Consider the following 15,959-nt stretch of genomic DNA (forward strand, 5'->3'; position numbering starts at 1 on the left):
GTTACCGGACACCCGGACGCTGGCTGGCGATATCAGCGTGGCCGCAAGGCTGGCCGGCCTGGTGCTGGTGTCACCGGCATGGCCGCCGCGCCCGGCGCGGATTTCGCTGGAGAGGCAACCGTCATCGCCAGTTCGAAAAGCCCGCTCCACGGATCAGGCGGCGGATCGTGGCGATGATCGCCTGGCGTGCCGCCGGACAGACCCTTCACCTGACGGTCGAGCCGCGCAGCCAGCGCGAGACCTTTTTCGAGCGCGGCCTCCGTGACACGCGACAGCGCCGGTCCGACGAGCCGCTCGCGCGGCCCCCACACGCGATTTTCGCGCAGCAGGACCGCGAGCGGCTTGCCTGTCTCGACGCCGCGCTTGATGCGCAACAGTGTCCGCACTTCCTCGACGACGGCCCACAGCACGAGCACGGCAGCCTCGCCTTCGCCGCGCAGCCCGTCGAGCATGCGCGAGAGCCGGCTGACGTCGCCCGCGAGCATCGCTTCGTTCAGCTTGAAAACGTCGTAACGTGCGACGTTCAGCACCGCGTCATGGATCTGCTCGAAGCTCAACACGCCTTGCGGATACAGCAGACCAAGCTTCTGGATTTCCTGATGCGCGGCGAGCAGATTGCCCTCGACACGCTCGGCGATAAACTGCAGCGCGCGGCGCCCCTCTTCGCCCGCGGCAACGCGCTGACCCTGCTGTGCGAGCCGCTGTCCGACCCACGCCGGCAACTGGGCGCGCTCGACGGGATCGATCTTCAGCGCGACGCCCGCATCGGCGAGTGCGGTGAACCACGCCGACTTCTGCGTGGCGGCATCGAGACGCGGCAACGTCACCAGCGTCAGGACATCGGAATTCACCGCGGCGGCGAGCGTCTTGAGCGCGTCCGCGCCTTCCTTGCCCGGCTTGCCCGACGGAATGCGCAACTCGACCAGCTGGCGGTCGCCGAACAGCGACATCGACTGGCTCGCGCCCAGCAGCGAACTCCAGTCGAAACCCCGCTCGACGGTGAACACCGAGCGGTCGGTGAAACCGGCCGCTCGCGCCGTCGCGCGAATGCGGTCGCACGCTTCCTGCGCGAGCAGATGCTCGTCGCCATACACGACATACAGGCCAGCGAGGCCTTTCGCGAGGTGCGGTTCGAGCGCGTCAAGTCGCAGTTGCATAGGGCTGGCTACGGTTGCACAGGGTAGAGACGGGTCACTGGAGACGGATCACAGCGGCGGCGGCGGCAACGGCGCACGCGGCGCGACGGCCGGCGCTTCCTCACCCGGCGCCGGATGCAGCGAGCGGACCACCGCGAGACGACGCGTCAGCTGGTCGACCGCGTCGTTCTGCATGTCGGCGAACAGGATGTCGGCTTCGGCGCCCTTTGCCTGCGAGAACTGGTCGCTATACGTCATCGCGCGATTCAGCGCGATCGAACTCGGCGGAATCAGCAAGGTGCCGTCCGCGCCAATGAGCGTGTAGTTCAGCGAGTAATTCAGTTGGTACTCTTCGACGACGCCCAGCGAGTTCAGCGTGAGCACGCTGCTGCCACGTCCTTCGGACATCCGCAGCACGGCGTCCGCGCTGGTTGCCGCGTTGACGACCACGGTATCGCTGCCGCCTTCGATCATCCGGGTCAGCCGCGCGCTAATCGCAGCCGGCGCGCCCGTGATGTTGAGGCGCTTGAATGCGTAATTCTGCTGGCCGCGCAGCTGGAAGCCGCATGCGGACAACACCATCACACCACACGCGAGCGTCAAGAACGATCTGCGAGTCACATTGGCTCCCTGAATACCCAGCGACGAACAGGACTGGCGTCTACACGCGTTGCCGGCATCCCGTTCACTCCGCTGCTTTCCGTTAAACGACGACGTTGACGAGACGGCCCGGCACGACGACGATCTTCTTCGGCGGCTTGCCTTCGCCGAATCTCGCGAACATCTCATGTGCGAGCGCCGCCTGTTCGATCGTTTCGCGCGCAGCGTCTTTCGCTACTGTCAGCGCGCCACGCACCTTGCCGTTCACCTGCAGCACGAGTTCGATCTCCGACTGCTCCAGTGCCTGTTCGTCGACCTTCGGCCACGGCGCATCGAGGAGCGTGCCGGCTTCGTAGGCGTAACCGAGTTCCTGCCACAACTGGAACGTCGCGTGCGGCACGACCGGATACAGCACGCGCAGCAGCACGCCGCAGGTTTCGCGCAGCACGGCAGGCGTCGCGCCCTTCGCACTCTCGATGGCGTTGAGCATCTTCATCGCCGCCGACACCACCGTGTTGTACTGCAGACGCTGGTAATCGTAGTCCGCCTGCTTCAGCACGCTGTAGATCTCGCGACGCAGCACCTTGTCGGTGTCGGAGAGCTTCGCGACGTCGAACGATGCGCGCCGGGCCAGTGCCGCCTGGTTCGCGTGACCGAACGTCCACAGACGACGCAGAAAGCGGCTCGCGCCTTCCACACCCGAACCCGACCACTCGAGCTGCTGTTCTGGCGGCGCCGCGAACATCACGAAGAGGCGTGCCGTATCGGCGCCATACTGGTCGATCAGCACCTGCGGATCGACGCCGTTGTTCTTCGACTTCGACATCTTCTCGACGCCGCCGAGCACGACCGGCTGGCCGTCGGCGATCAGCACCGCGCCCACCGGACGACCCTTGTCGTCAAACGAGACGATGACGTCGGCCGGGTTGTACCAGGTCTTCTTGCCCGCATCGCTTTCGCGATAGTAGGTTTCGTTCAGTACCATGCCCTGCGTGAGCAGGTTCTTCGCCGGCTCGCCGAACTTCACGAGGCCCATGTCGCGCATCACCTTCGCCCAGAAACGCGAATACAACAGGTGAAGAATCGCGTGCTCGATGCCGCCGATGTACTGGTCCATCGGCATCCAGTAATCGGTGCGCGCGTCGACCATCGTCTTCGCGTCCGGCGCGGCGTAGCGGTAGAAGTACCACGACGAATCGACGAACGTGTCCATCGTGTCGGTTTCGCGCTTCGCGGCCGCGCCGCACGTCGGGCACGTGCAGTTCACGAACGCTTCGCTCTTCGCGAGCGGATTGCCCGTGCCGTCCGGCACGAGGTCTTCGGGCAGCACGACGGGCAGATCCTTTTCCGGCACCGGCACGTCGCCGCAGCTCGGGCAATGGATGATCGGAATCGGCGTGCCCCAGTAACGCTGGCGCGAAATGCCCCAGTCACGCAGACGCCATGTGATCTGCTTGTCGCCGAGGTCGAGCGCTTTCAGGTCGGCGGCGATCGCATCGACAGCGGCCGCGTAGCCGAGACCGTCGTACCTGCCGCTGTTCACGCAGACGCCGCCTTCCTTGTCGCCGTACCACTCTGCCCAGGCTTCGGTGGAGAACGTCTTGCCTTCCGCCGCCACGACCTGCCTGATCGGCAGGCCATATTTGTTCGCGAACGCGAAGTCGCGCTCGTCGTGAGCCGGCACGCCCATCACGGCGCCTTCGCCGTAGCTCATCAGCACGTAGTTGCCGATCCAGACTTCGACCTTCTCCTGCGTCAGCGGATGCGTGACGAAGAAGTCCGTTGCCATGCCTTTCTTTTCCATCGTCGCGACATCGGCTTCCGCCACGCCGCCGCGCTTGCATTCCTCGATGAACGTCTGCAGTTCCGGGCGACCCTGTGCGAGACGCGTTGCGAGCGGATGCTCGGCGGCGACGGCGCAGAACGTGACGCCCATGATCGTGTCGGCGCGCGTCGTGAACACGCGCAGCAGTTTCGCTTCGCCGTCGATCTCGTACGGGAAGCCGAAGTTCACGCCGAAGCTCTTGCCGATCCAGTTCTGCTGCATCACCTTCACGCGCTCGGGCCAGCCGAGGCCTTCGAGGTCGCTCAGAAGTTCATCCGCGTATTGCGTGATGCGCATGTAGTACATCGGGATTTCGCGCTTTTCGACGAGCGCGCCCGAACGCCAGCCGCGACCGTCGATCACCTGCTCGTTCGCGAGCACGGTCTGGTCGACCGGATCCCAGTTCACCGTGCCGGTCTTCTTGTACGCAATGCCCTTTTCGAGCATCTTCAGGAAGAGCCACTGGTTCCACTTGTAGTAGTCCGGGCTGCAGGTGGCGACTTCACGCGACCAGTCGATCGCAAGACCCATCGACTGCATCTGCTTCTTCATGTACGCGATGTTGTCGTACGTCCACTTCGCCGGCGGCACGTTGTTCGCGATCGCCGCGTTTTCGGCGGGCATGCCGAACGCGTCCCAACCCATCGGCATCAGCGTGTTGTAACCGTTCATCCGCAGATAACGGTACATCACGTCGTTGATCGTGTAGTTGCGCACGTGGCCCATGTGCAGCTTGCCCGACGGATACGGCAGCATCGAGACACAGTAGAACTTGGGCTTGTCGGTGGTTTCCGACGTCCGGTAGGCGTCGGAAACGCGCCATTGCCCTTGCGCGGCGGATTCGACGTCGGAGGGAACGTATTTTTCGTGCATGGTGTGGTGGAGTCGCTGGTTCGGTGCTTTCGCACCGGGCCGGGTGCTTTGCTTGATGGAATCGGTCGCCCCCTTGCGGGGGAAAGGGCTGATTATACCGTCCGGCGGCGCGGTGGCCGGGGCCGCGGCGGTGCGATTTGCGCGGGCGGGTTGGGGCCGTGCGCGGTGCGCGCCGAGCCGGAAGCGCCGGGTTGCCGTTCGGGGTCTGCCCTGGCGCTCGCTGTCGCGTATGCGGTACGCGCGGCGGGAGACGTGTCACGGGCGCCTGCGCGGCGCTTTTGCGTTCGCTCTCACGTTGACTGCCTGCGTGGCGAGTGACGTTTCTGGACACTGACGCGGTGCGTTTGCGCCTGCCGTCGCGTGTGCGGTGTGCGTGTGGCGGGTAACGTTTCCTGGGCGCGCGCAGCGGGCGCTACTGGCTCGCCGGGCGGGCCGGTGCCTGCGATGGAGCCGGACCGCCCGAACTCGAACTGGCTGTCGCAGCCGGGCTGCCCCGCGTGGCCGGCGGCGGATCGGTCACGAACCCGATCCGCTCAAGGCCGGCCTGCTGTGCCGCGCCCATCACCTGGGCAATCGTTTCGTAGCGCGTCGAGCGGTCGGCGCGCAGATGGATTTCGGGCTGGTCCGCGCGCTTGCCGGCTTCGGCGAATCTCGCGCGTAGCTGGTCGAGCGTGACAGGCGTGCTGTCCCAGTAGAGCTTGCCGGCGGCGTCGATGGAAAGGGAGATAGTCTGCGGCGTCTGCCGCGACGGCGCCGACGCCACTTTCGGCAAATCCAGCTTGATCGCGTGCGTGAACAGCGGCGCGGTGATGATGAAAATGACGAGCAGCACGAGCATCACGTCGATCAGCGGCGTCATGTTGATGTCCGCCATCGGTGCCGCGGTCTGCTTTCTGTCGAGTCCGCCGAACGCCATATCCATGACCTCCGCGAAAGATGTTCAGGCGCCGCTCGCGGCCGGCGCGCACACGTAGGCGTGCAGGTCGTGCGCGAAGCCGTCGAGCTCCTCCGACAACTGGCGCACCATACGTCCGAGCACGTTGTAGGCGAGCACGGCGGGAATCGCGACGACGAGGCCGAACGCCGTCATGATCAGCGCCTCGCCGACCGGCCCGGCGACGTTTTCGATCATGGCCTGCCCGCTTGCGGCAATGCTGCCGAGCGCGTGATAGATGCCCCACACGGTGCCGAGCAGCCCGACGAAAGGCGCCGTGCTGCCGACCGAAGCGAGCAGCACCTGGCCGAATTCCAGACGACGCTGGGACGCGGCGAGCGCCTGACGCAGCGCGCGCAGCACGCGCTCGCTGCGCTCGACCTGACCCAGCAGCGCGCCGGGCATGTCGGCTTCGGCGGCGTGCAGCGCGGCTTCGGCCAGCGGCGCGAAAACGCGTTCGCGATCCGCGATCCGGATTGCCGCGACGCCGTCCGACAACGTCTGCGCCTGCCAGAACAGCGCGATGGCGCGCGGCCCCTGACGCTTCGCGCGGCCGAGCACCCAGCTTTTCACGATCAGGAAACACCAGCTCGCCACCGACATCGCCAGCAACAGCCACGCGACGCCATGTGTAATTGCGTCGCCAGTCTGCAGATAGTGGAGGATGCCGGTGCTTGCCATCGAGCCTCGCTTCAGGACTTTCGAACGTTGAACTGCCGGAAAATACGCGGGTGCTATGACGCAGGTTTTAGCGCAGGCCGAGCACGTCCTGCATGTCGAAGAAACCGCTCGGGTGAGCTTCGAGGAAGCGCACCGCGCGCAGCGCGCCCTGCGCGTACGACAGGCGGCTCGCCGATTTGTGCGTGATCTCGATCCGCTCGCCGATGCCGGCAAAGAGCACCGTGTGGTCGCCGACAATGTCGCCGCCACGGATCGCGGAAAAACCGATCGTCGACGGATCGCGCTCGCCCGTCACACCTTCGCGGCCGTAGACCGCGCACGTGTCGAGATCGCGGCCGAGCGCGCCGGCGATTACCTCGCCCATCATGAGCGCGGTGCCCGACGGCGCGTCGACCTTGTGCCGGTGATGCGCCTCGATGATTTCGATGTCGTAGCCGGTCGCGAAATGACGCGCCGCGAATTCGAGCAGCTTCAGCGTGACGTTCACGCCGACGCTCATGTTCGCCGCGAACACGACGCCCGTCTTCTCGCCGGCGGCACGCAGCTGCGCTTTCTGCGCGTTGTCGAAACCGGTCGTGCCGATCACGAGTTTCACGTTGTGACGCAGCGCGGCTTCGACGTGCGCCATCGTGCCCGCCGGACGCGTGAAGTCGATCAGATAGTCCGCTTCGGCGAAAACGCGGTCGATGTCATCGGTCACCAGCACGCCCGTCGGTTTACCGAGGAACGCGCCGGCATCCTGACCCAGATGCGGGTCGCCGGCTGGCACGAGCGCGCCTGCGAGCGTCGCGCCGGCGTCGTTCAGAACGGTTTCGATGAGCATGCGGCCCATCCGGCCCGACGCTCCAGCAATGGCAATTTTCATCGGCAACTCATGAGCAACAGAACGGCTGACGCATGGAAATCACGGACAAAACCGCCGTCTCCATGCCATCGAACCGCGGAAAAACTGCGAAAAGGCTGGCGGCCCGGCTACGAGCTTGCTTCATGCCCGTGACACCGGCCGCGCGGGACACCGCTGCAAAGCCCTGCATCCGGCAAACCCGGCAAACCCCACACGCGCGCAAGACAAACTCACGCTTACGCAAGCTCACTTCGCGGGCCCGGCCCGCAAAGTGACAGACAGTGTGGCTAGCCGCCCGTTCCCGTCGATGCCGGTGCCGGCGCGTTGCTTTGCGGACCGACCGGACCCACCGGGTTCTCGGACGGCGCGTTCGGGTTGACCGGCGGCGGCGGACGGTGGAACTGGAATTGCGGCGCGGCGGGCGCACCCGTGTTCGGCGGCAGACCTGCCGAAGGCGGCGTGCCCGCGCGCACCGAAGGCGTCGTGTTACCTGTCGGCGCCTGAACGGCTTCGGTCGCGCGGTTCGCGGCTTGCGCGGCCTGCTCGTTCGCAGCTGTCGAAGGCAACGCGGCTGCGGCGGTCGCGTCGGTTGCAGCGGGCGAGCGCGTCGTGTCGACGGTAACCGGCGCCGAAGCGGCGGCCGCCGTGACCGGCGCACTGGCGCCCGTTGCGCCGCTCGCCACGACCGGTGCGACGGCGACCTTCTTGCCGGTGCGGTCGCCATCGATATCGGCGAGCAGTTCAAGGTTAGACGGCAGATCCTCGCCACCCGACCAGCTCGCGACGCGATCATTCGCGAACATCACGATGAAGTCACGCTGCTGCACGATCGAGGTCGAGCCGCGCTTGAAATAGAACAGATAGTCCCAGCGGTCGGCGTGGAACATATCGGTCAGAAGTGGCGTGCCGAGCAGCTGGCGCACTTCCGCGCGCGACATGCCGACCTTCATTTGCGCTGCTGCTTCGCTCGAAACGAAGTTGCCCTGCACGACGGTAATCCGATACGGCGTGATGCTTTGCGCAATACGCTGCGTGAGGCTGTCGTATGTGGAACATCCAGCAAGAACCGCTACAGCCGCAGCAGCGATCAAGGTACCCCGCATGCGGCTCCCCCGGTAGATCAATTGAGATTTTGAAATCATTTCACTCACCGTGCGGGCTTGCTGGCAAGCCGCGCGAGTTTCTGTCGAAGATGACCTGAACAGCAATTCACATTACTATTAGAACCCTGCATTGTACTCTAGGGACTCGCCGTCATGACCAATCCAACCGATCTCAAGAACATCGGGCTTAAGGCGACCCTACCGCGCCTCAAAATTCTTGAAATCTTCCAGCACAGCCCGGTGCGTCACCTGACCGCCGAAGACGTCTATCGCAACCTGCTGCACGAGGAACTCGATATCGGGCTCGCCACGGTGTACCGCGTGCTCACGCAGTTCGAGCAGGCCGGCCTGCTGTCGCGCAGCAATTTCGAATCCGGCAAGGCGGTCTTCGAGCTGAACGAAGGGACGCATCACGATCACCTCGTGTGCCTCGATTGCGGCATCGTCGAGGAGTTTTTCGACCCCGAAATCGAAAGCCGCCAGCAAGCCATCGCGAAAGAGCGCGGCTTCAAGTTGCAGGAGCACGCGCTCGCACTATACGGCGGATGCACAAAGGAAAACTGCCCGCATCGCAAGCACTGATCCGGCAGCAGGCGTCTGGTTCACCGCGCCTGCGACCACAAAGACCGCAAAGATAACGAAAAGCCCGGTTGTGCATGTCTGCCAACCGGGCTTTTTCACGACTACATAACCGCGTGCGATGCTCAGGTTTCAGTCTCCGCGATCCGTTCGCCCTGCATTTCCAGCCGCCATGGCTCCGTGAATGCGATCTCGTCGCAATTGGGCTGTTCGCCGCCGCGATCGATCACCACGAAATCGCTGACGCGTCCGAGCGCCAGCAGCGGATGGTGCCAGACACCTTTCGCGTAGTTGACGCCCTGCCCGCCTTCGGCCCAGAAGGCGCGCATCCGCGCTGCGTCGAACTCGCCCGCCGGCGCGACGACGATCACGTAGCACGCGTCGCTCAACGGAAGGAAGGCCTGACTGCCGAGCGGATGCCGCTCCATCATCGCGATCTCCAGCGGCCACGCCCGCGGCTGCCCGCGAAACACGTTGATCAACGGCCGGCCGCCGTCACCGCAGACGTCGACGGTCGCCAGATCGTGAAAGCGTTCAGTCGTGCCGCCGTTGATCGGGAAATGACGGGCGCCGTCCAGTTCGATCACGTCGCCGAACGGCGCGAAGGCTTCGCGCGTCAGGCGGGTTATTCGCAGTGTCTTCATGACCGCCGCTCCGTTATGCGATCTCGCCCCACAGACGCAGCCGCGACACACCGCCGTCCGGGTAGATGTTGAAACGCACGTGCGTCACGGGCCCGAGCGCGGCGAGCTGTTCGCTGAAAGTGTGGACGTGGTCCATCTTCAGCGATTGCTCAGGTAACAGCACCGGCCAGAACATCGCCTGCGTGACGAGCGAATCGTCGGTGCCGCCCGCCACCGTCGCCGCCTGCAGCGAGCAGCGGTCCGGGAAATTGCCCTTGAAATGCGCGGTATCGACTTCGACGCGGCGGATCGTCCCCGGCCGGGCGAGCGCGACGATGGCCCAGTCGTTACCCGGCTCACGGCGACGACGCGTCTCCCATCCATCGCCCATGTTGACGCCACGCCCGGGCATCAGGATCGTCGACGCGGGCCCGAAATGCTGGTTGTTCGCAGCGACCAGATACGCGCCATTTTCGATCGCGGCGAGATCGATCAGGCCGCCGCGTTCGACGGTGCTCCAGTCGCGCTTCGGTTGACCGTACACACGCAGACGCGCGAGGCCGCCGTCCGGATAGAGATTCACGCGCAGATGCGTGAACGCACGCGCGTCGCTCACCTCGACGTAGTGATGCTGATTGCCCTGCAATGTCATTGCCGGCACGAGTGTCTGCCAGTCGGCGTTATCCGGCGGTGTTTCGCCATCGACGTGACAGGCCTCGATCGAAGCCGCCGGCGGAAAATTGCCCGTGAAGTGGCTCGTATCGAGATCGACGCCATGCACGACACCCGGACGCGCGAGCCGCACCACGCAGTGATCGTGACCGGTGGTGCGCTTGCGGCGCGTCTCCCAGCCGTCCATCCATTTGCCGTTGTCATCATATTTGCCGGGGATGAACACCGCCGGCTGCGGATCGAGCATGCGTTCCTTCGGCGCGAAGAATTCGTCGCTGGCGAAGAGCGCCTTCGCACCCAGACGCGGATCGGCGAGATTCATATAGCGGCGCGTGAAAGCGGGAGCATTAGGGTCGAGAACTGGATTAGCCATGATGGGGTTTGTCTGTCTGCTGGATCGGGTTGTAAAAACCGGCGGCTGCGTAGCGCACCGGCGTTGTCAGATTGCGTGCGCCGGCGCGCCGGTGACGGCGGGTTGGGCACTTTCGTCGCCAGCCGGAACAAACCGCAGTTCGGCGTCCTGATTCAGCACGCGCCGCGCGCGGACCTTGTCGATATCGTTTTCCCACACGGCCACGACAACAGTGGCCACGCAGTTGCCGATCAGATTGGTCAGCGCACGCGCGATCCCGACGAACCAGTCGACTGGCAGAATCAGCACGAGGCCAAGCACCGGAATCGCGGGAATCGCGGAAAGCGTCGCGGCGAGAATCACGATCGCGGAACCCGGAATGCCGTGCGCGCCCTTCGACGTCACCAGCGAAACCAGCACCACGACGATCAGATCGTGGATCGACAGCGGCGTATTCGTCGCCTGCGCAATGAAGATCACCGCGAGCGTCAGATAGATCGAGAAGCCGTCGAGGTTGAACGAATAGCCGGTCGGAATCACGAGACCGACGGTCGAATCCTTCACGCCCATCCATTCGAGCTTGCGCATGACCTGCGGCAGCACCGCATCCGACGAAGCCGTACCCAGCACGATCGACAGTTCCTCGCGCAAATAGCGGATCAGCTTGAACACGTTGAAACCCGCCAGCCGCATCACGATGCCCAGCACGACCGCGACGAACACGATGCAACTCGCGTAGAACACGATCACCAGCATGCCGAGCTGCTTGAGCGACTCGACCCCATAGGTGCCGGTCGTGAATGCAATCGCGCCGAGCACGCCGAGCGGCGCGAGCTTGATGATGAAACCCATCACGCGGAAAAAGACCTGCGCGAGTTCGTCGATCAGGCTGCCCACCCGCTGCGCCTTTTCGCCGAGCAGCGAAAGCGCCGAGCCGAACATCACCGAGAACACGAGGATCTGCAGGATGTCGCCCTTCGCGAACGCATCGGTGGCGGTTTCGGGGATGATTTTCAGCAGAAACGCGGCCGTGTCCTTCAGGCTCTTCGCGTGCTCGGTGTAGGTGGAGAGCGACGCGGCATCGAGCGAATGCAGATCGATGTTCATGCCGACGCCGGGCCTCGTCGCATAAGCCAGCACCGCGCCGATCAGGAGCGCGATCGTCGTCATGAATTCGAAGTAGACCACCGCCTTCAGGCCGACGCGGCCTACTTTCTTCAGGTCGCCCGCATGCGCCATCCCGCCCACGACGACGCAGAACACGATCGGACCGATCACCATCTTGATCAGCTTGAGGAAGCCGTCGCCGAGCGGCCTCAACGACTGCGCGAAATGGGGAAACAACGCGCCGATCACGATGCCCGCCACCAGCGCGATCACCACCCGGCCAAACAGCGAATTGAAAAACTTCAACACGGTTTTCTCCTGGTTCCGGTTCAACTGTTCATACTGGTCCGACCAGTACTGTTATGGCAAATAGTAGGAATTCGATATAGTTGAGTCAAGGAAAGATGTGCAGGTGTTTACCCGTGCGGTCTGGCTGGCTTTTATTGCCTTCCATGTGGAGGTTTTAAATGCGCGCTGCGCCGGTTCTTCGCACGGACTACAATACTGGTCAGACCACGGATACCCTGAAAAATCAGATGAAAAGCGTTCCGCATACTGTCACTGATGCCGCGATTGCCACGATTCGCGAACGGATCGAGGGCGGTGCGTATCCGGTCGGGAGTCTCTTGCCGGCGCAGCGGCAGTTGTCGGAGGAACTGGCGATCAGCCGTGCTTCGCTGCGCGAGGCGTTGTCGACGCTCGAGGCGCTCGGCCTCCTGACGATCAGACCCGGCAAGGGTGTGTACGTCGAAAGCACGCAGGCACAGGCCGGAGGACATCCGTGGCGTTTTGCCGGGCAGTCGTCATTGCCGGACACGTATCAGATGCGTTTCGCGCTCGAAGGCTTTGTCGCGCGCATGGCGGCGCTCGCGGTCAGCGACAGCGACATCGAATGGTTCGAGGACAATATCGCCGCGCTGCAGGGCGCGCTGGCCGCAGCCGAGCTCGACGAGGCAGCGCAACTCGACTTCGAATTCCATATGCGGATGGTCAGCATTGCCGGCAACGCGGCGATCGAATCGATCCTGCGCGATAGCGCGGACATCATGAAGGAAAGCCAGCGCATGCCCTTCTACCGGCGCGAGCTGGTACTGACGACGTATCACGAGCATCGCGCCATTCTCGACGCGCTCAAGGCGCGCGATGCCGACGCAGCCGGCAAGGCCATCGAAATGCATATCGCGAACGCCGCGCGACGTGCCGGCGTGTATTTCCCGACGCCGTGAACGTGGGACGCGAGCGGTGCGCGAATACCCATGAAAAAACCGCTCCGAAGAGCGGTTTTTCGTGTCTGGCCCGGGTAACGCGACAACTGACTTCGCGTTTCGCCTGGCGCTTTGCTTCGCGTTTTACTTCGCCGCTTTACTTCGCGTTAGCCAGCGCCACAGCCGTATCCAGCATGCGGTTCGAGAAGCCCCATTCGTTGTCGTACCAGCTCGACACCTTCACGAGACGGCCCGACACCTTCGTCAGCGTCGAATCGAACGTCGACGAAGCCGGGTTGTGGTTGAAGTCGATCGAAACGAGCGGCGCGGCGTTGTAGCCGAGGATGCCCTTCAGCGCGCCTTCCGACGCTTCCTTCATGATCGCGTTCACTTCCTCGACGGTCGTGTCGCGCTTTGCGATGAACGACAGGTCGACGATCGACACGTTGATCGTCGGCACGCGGATCGCGTAACCATCCAGCTTGCCGTTCAGTTCCGGCAGCACGAGGCCGACCGCCGATGCAGCGCCCGTCTTCGTCGGAATCTGGCTGTGCGTGGCCGAGCGCGCGCGGCGCAGGTCTTCGTGATACACGTCGGTCAGCACCTGGTCGTTCGTGTAGGCGTGGATCGTCGTCATCAGGCCGTTTTCGAGGCCGATTTTATCGTTCAGCGGCTTCACCAGCGGTGCGAGGCAGTTCGTCGTGCACGATGCATTCGAGATGACCGTGTCCGATGCCTTCAGCACGTGGTGGTTCACGCCGTAGACGATCGTCGCGTCGACATCCTTGCCGCCCGGTGCCGAGATGATCACCTTCTTCGCGCCAGCCTTGATGTGCGCGCTGGCCTTTTCCTTCGTCGTGAAAAAGCCCGTGCATTCCATCACGACGTCGACCTTCAGTTCCGCCCACGGCAGTTCAGCCGGGTTGCGGACAGCCAGCACGCGGATCCTGTCGCCGTTCACGACGAGATTTTCGCCGTCGACTTTCACTTCGCCCGGGAACTTGCCGTGTGCCGTGTCGTACTGCGTCAGATGGGCGTTCGTGTTCGCATCGCCCAGATCGTTGATGGCGACGATTTCGAGATCGTGCTTCTTGCCGTTTTCATAGAAGGCGCGCAGCGTGTTGCGGCCGATCCGGCCGTAGCCGTTGATTGCGACGCGAATCGTCATGGTCTATCTCCTGATTCCTGATGGCTAAAAAAATACGTTCGTCGAAGGGGGTTTCGCCGCCGCGCCGAACATGTACGCGTGCGGCGAAACGAAACGCCAGCGTCAGCCGAGAGTCTTCTTCGCCGTTTCCACGACGTGGTCGACGGTGAAGCCAAAGAACGGGAACAGCACGTTGGCCGGTGCGGACTCGCCAAACACGTCGATGCCCACCACGCCGCCTTCGAGACCGACATACTTGCGCCAGAAATCCGTCACACCCGCTTCGATCGCGACACGGCGCACGCCTTGCGGCAGCACGCGTTCACGATATTCGGCGTCCTGCTGGTCGAACACGTTCGTGGACGGCATCGACACCACGCGTGCCCCGATACCGGCCTGTGCCAGCGGCTCGACTGCCTTCAACGCCAACTCGACTTCCGAACCCGTCGCGATCAGGATGATCTTGCGCGCGGGGATCTCGTCGTTCCAGTCGCGCAGCACGTAGCCGCCCTTCGCGATGTTCGCGATCTGCGCATCCGTGCGTTCCGAAAACGCGAGGTTCTGGCGGCTGAAAATCAGGCACGACGGACCGTGATGCTCGACGGCCTGCGTCCACGACACCGCCGTTTCGACGGTATCCGCCGGACGCCACACCTGCAGATGCGGAATCAGGCGCAAGCTCGAAACGTGCTCGATCGACTGGTGCGTCGGGCCGTCTTCGCCGAGGCCGATCGAATCGTGCGTGAACACGAAGATCGACGGTGCTTTCATCAGCGCGGCGACGCGCAACGCATTGCGGCTGTAATCGGAGAACGTGAGGAACGTGCCGCCGAACGGCTTGAAGCCGCCGTGCACCGCGATACCGTTGATCGCCGCGCTCATGCCGAATTCGCGCACGCCGTAGTTCACGTAGTTGCCGGCTGCGCCGTTTTCGCCAACGCGCACCGGCTTCGCGGCCTTCCAGTTCGTCAGGTTCGAGCCGGTCAGGTCGGCCGAGCCGCCCAGCAGTTCCGGCAGTACACCCGACAAACCTTCGATGGCCTGCTGCGACGCCTTGCGGGTCGCGACGGTTTCAGCCCGTTCGTTGGCGCCGGCGATGATCGCCTGCGCCTTTTCGGCCCAGTCGGCCGGTAGTTGCTTCGCCATGCGGCGCTCGAAGTCGGCGGCTTCCCGCGGATACTTCGCGCGATAGGCGGCGAACGCCTTGTCCCACTCGCCTTCGATCTTCGCGCCCGATTCCTTCGCGTCCCACGCTGCGTAGACTTCCGGCGGAATCACGAACGGCTCGTAGTTCCAGCCGATCTTCGCGCGCGTGGCCGCGATTTCCTTGTCGCCGAGCGGCGCGCCGTGCGCGTCGTGGCTGCCGGCCTTGGTCGGCGCGCCTTCGCCGATCACGGTCTTGCAGCAGATCAGCGTCGGCCTGTCGGACAGCTTCGCCTTCTTGATGGCTGCATCGACTGCTTCGACGTCGTGGCCGATCACGCCCGGAATCACGTTCCAGCCGTACGCTTCGAAGCGCTTTGGCGTGTCGTCGTGGAACCAGTGGATGACTTCGCCATCGATCGAAATGCCGTTGTCGTCGTAGAACGCAATCAGCTTGTTCAGCTTCAGCACGCCGGCCAGCGAGCACGCTTCGTGCGAGATGCCTTCCATCAGGCAGCCGTCGCCGACGAACACGTACGTATGGTGATCGACGATCTTCGCGTCGGGCTTGTTGAATTCGTTAGCGAGCAGCGATTCAGCGAGCGCCATGCCGACTGCATTCGCCAGACCCTGGCCGAGCGGGCCGGTCGTGGTCTCGACGCCCGGCGTGATGCCGTATTCCGGGTGACCCGGCGTCTTCGAATGCAACTGACGGAAGTTCTTCAGCTCTTCCATCGGCAGATCGTAGCCGGTCAGATGCAGCAGCGAATACAGCAGCATCGAGCCGTGACCGTTCGACAGCACGAAGCGGTCGCGATCGGCCCATTGCGGATTCTTCGGGTTGTGGCGCAGATGGCGCGACCACAGCGCAACGCCGATCTCGGCCATGCCCATCGGCATGCCCGGATGACCGGAATTGGCTTTCTGAACGGCATCCATGGCCAGTGCGCGAATCGCGTTGGCCATCTGGGAAGTGGGTGCGGGAGACGGGGTCGTCATGTCGAGTCCGGAGAACGAGTCCAAAAAACGGGGCGCAGGGGCGGTCCGGAAGCTCGGCGGCCAGAATGCTCCGGCGCACGATGCGGCGCCGGGAGACGCGAAACGGGCAGAGCAAACGGACAAGGCAGCAAAGCGT

14 protein-coding genes are annotated in these 15,959 nt (G+C 64.0%); 2 read left to right on the forward strand and 12 right to left on the reverse strand.

All coding sequences use genetic code 11. The annotated features are described in order from the left end of the window. Window positions 1-32: 32 nt before the first annotated feature. The 7 genes from holA to LPA34_RS04090 form a co-directional block, all read right to left on the reverse strand. On the reverse strand, window positions 33-1,157 hold the full coding sequence (gene holA, locus LPA34_RS04060) for a DNA polymerase III subunit delta (protein WP_228975188.1): 1,125 nt from the start codon (window positions 1,155-1,157) through the stop codon (window positions 33-35). Window positions 1,158-1,205: 48 nt separating this feature from the next. Further along, window positions 1,206-1,757: an LPS-assembly lipoprotein LptE gene (locus LPA34_RS04065; protein ID WP_228975191.1), complete on the reverse strand. Its 552-nt coding sequence runs from the start codon at window positions 1,755-1,757 to the stop codon at window positions 1,206-1,208. 82 nt (window positions 1,758-1,839) lie between these two features. Next, window positions 1,840-4,434 (reverse strand): leucine--tRNA ligase, encoded by a 2,595-nt coding sequence (gene leuS / locus LPA34_RS04070; RefSeq protein ID WP_228975193.1) that lies wholly within the window; start codon window positions 4,432-4,434, stop codon window positions 1,840-1,842. Window positions 4,435-4,846: 412 nt separating this feature from the next. Next, window positions 4,847-5,350: an ExbD/TolR family protein gene (locus tag LPA34_RS04075; protein ID WP_228975323.1), complete on the reverse strand. Its 504-nt coding sequence runs from the start codon at window positions 5,348-5,350 to the stop codon at window positions 4,847-4,849. A 24-nt stretch (window positions 5,351-5,374) separates the two neighbouring features. Next, window positions 5,375-6,049, reverse strand: a complete 675-nt coding sequence (locus tag LPA34_RS04080) for a MotA/TolQ/ExbB proton channel family protein (RefSeq protein WP_228975195.1) — start codon at window positions 6,047-6,049, stop codon at window positions 5,375-5,377. Between the two features lie 67 nt (window positions 6,050-6,116). Then, on the reverse strand, window positions 6,117-6,914 hold the full coding sequence (dapB, locus tag LPA34_RS04085) for a 4-hydroxy-tetrahydrodipicolinate reductase (protein ID WP_228975198.1): 798 nt from the start codon (window positions 6,912-6,914) through the stop codon (window positions 6,117-6,119). A 266-nt stretch (window positions 6,915-7,180) separates the two neighbouring features. Continuing rightward, the gene (locus LPA34_RS04090) at window positions 7,181-7,996 is read right to left on the reverse strand and encodes an outer membrane protein assembly factor BamE (RefSeq protein ID WP_228975199.1); all 816 of its coding nucleotides are present in this window, start codon (window positions 7,994-7,996) and stop codon (window positions 7,181-7,183) included. Window positions 7,997-8,149: 153 nt separating this feature from the next. On the opposite strand from LPA34_RS04090, the gene fur reads away from it, so the two are divergent. Continuing rightward, window positions 8,150-8,578, forward strand: a complete 429-nt coding sequence (gene fur / locus LPA34_RS04095) for a ferric iron uptake transcriptional regulator (protein WP_228975201.1) — start codon at window positions 8,150-8,152, stop codon at window positions 8,576-8,578. 122 nt (window positions 8,579-8,700) lie between these two features. Here fur and LPA34_RS04100 read toward each other — a convergent pair whose 3' ends face one another. The 3 genes from LPA34_RS04100 to LPA34_RS04110 all read right to left on the reverse strand — a co-directional run bounded on the left by LPA34_RS04100 (window position 8,701) and on the right by LPA34_RS04110 (window position 11,638). Then, window positions 8,701-9,219, reverse strand: a complete 519-nt coding sequence (locus LPA34_RS04100) for an ureidoglycolate lyase (RefSeq protein WP_228975203.1) — start codon at window positions 9,217-9,219, stop codon at window positions 8,701-8,703. 13 nt (window positions 9,220-9,232) lie between these two features. Further along, complete coding sequence (gene alc / locus LPA34_RS04105) at window positions 9,233-10,243, reverse strand: allantoicase (RefSeq protein ID WP_228975205.1); 1,011 nt, start codon at window positions 10,241-10,243, stop codon at window positions 9,233-9,235. Between the two features lie 66 nt (window positions 10,244-10,309). Then, window positions 10,310-11,638 carry a C4-dicarboxylate transporter DctA gene (locus LPA34_RS04110; RefSeq protein ID WP_228975207.1) on the reverse strand — a complete coding sequence of 443 codons (1,329 nt, stop codon included), beginning with the start codon at window positions 11,636-11,638 and terminating at the stop codon, window positions 10,310-10,312. A gap of 227 nt (window positions 11,639-11,865) precedes the next feature. Here LPA34_RS04110 and LPA34_RS04115 point away from each other — a divergent pair, with 227 nt between their 5' ends. Further along, the gene (locus LPA34_RS04115; RefSeq protein ID WP_228975209.1) at window positions 11,866-12,555 is read left to right on the forward strand and encodes a FadR/GntR family transcriptional regulator; all 690 of its coding nucleotides are present in this window, start codon (window positions 11,866-11,868) and stop codon (window positions 12,553-12,555) included. Between the two features lie 136 nt (window positions 12,556-12,691). Here the strand turns inward: LPA34_RS04115 and gap are convergent, their stop codons facing one another. Further along, complete coding sequence (gap, locus tag LPA34_RS04120; RefSeq protein WP_228975211.1) at window positions 12,692-13,702, reverse strand: type I glyceraldehyde-3-phosphate dehydrogenase; 1,011 nt, start codon at window positions 13,700-13,702, stop codon at window positions 12,692-12,694. 102 nt (window positions 13,703-13,804) lie between these two features. Further along, window positions 13,805-15,823, reverse strand: a complete 2,019-nt coding sequence (tkt, locus tag LPA34_RS04125) for a transketolase (protein WP_228975213.1) — start codon at window positions 15,821-15,823, stop codon at window positions 13,805-13,807. Between the last annotated feature and the right edge of the window lie 136 nt (window positions 15,824-15,959).

Origin of the sequence: Paraburkholderia gardini (genome assembly GCF_907164575.1) — a bacterium.
GTDB classification, from domain to species: Bacteria; Pseudomonadota; Gammaproteobacteria; order Burkholderiales; family Burkholderiaceae; genus Paraburkholderia; species Paraburkholderia gardini.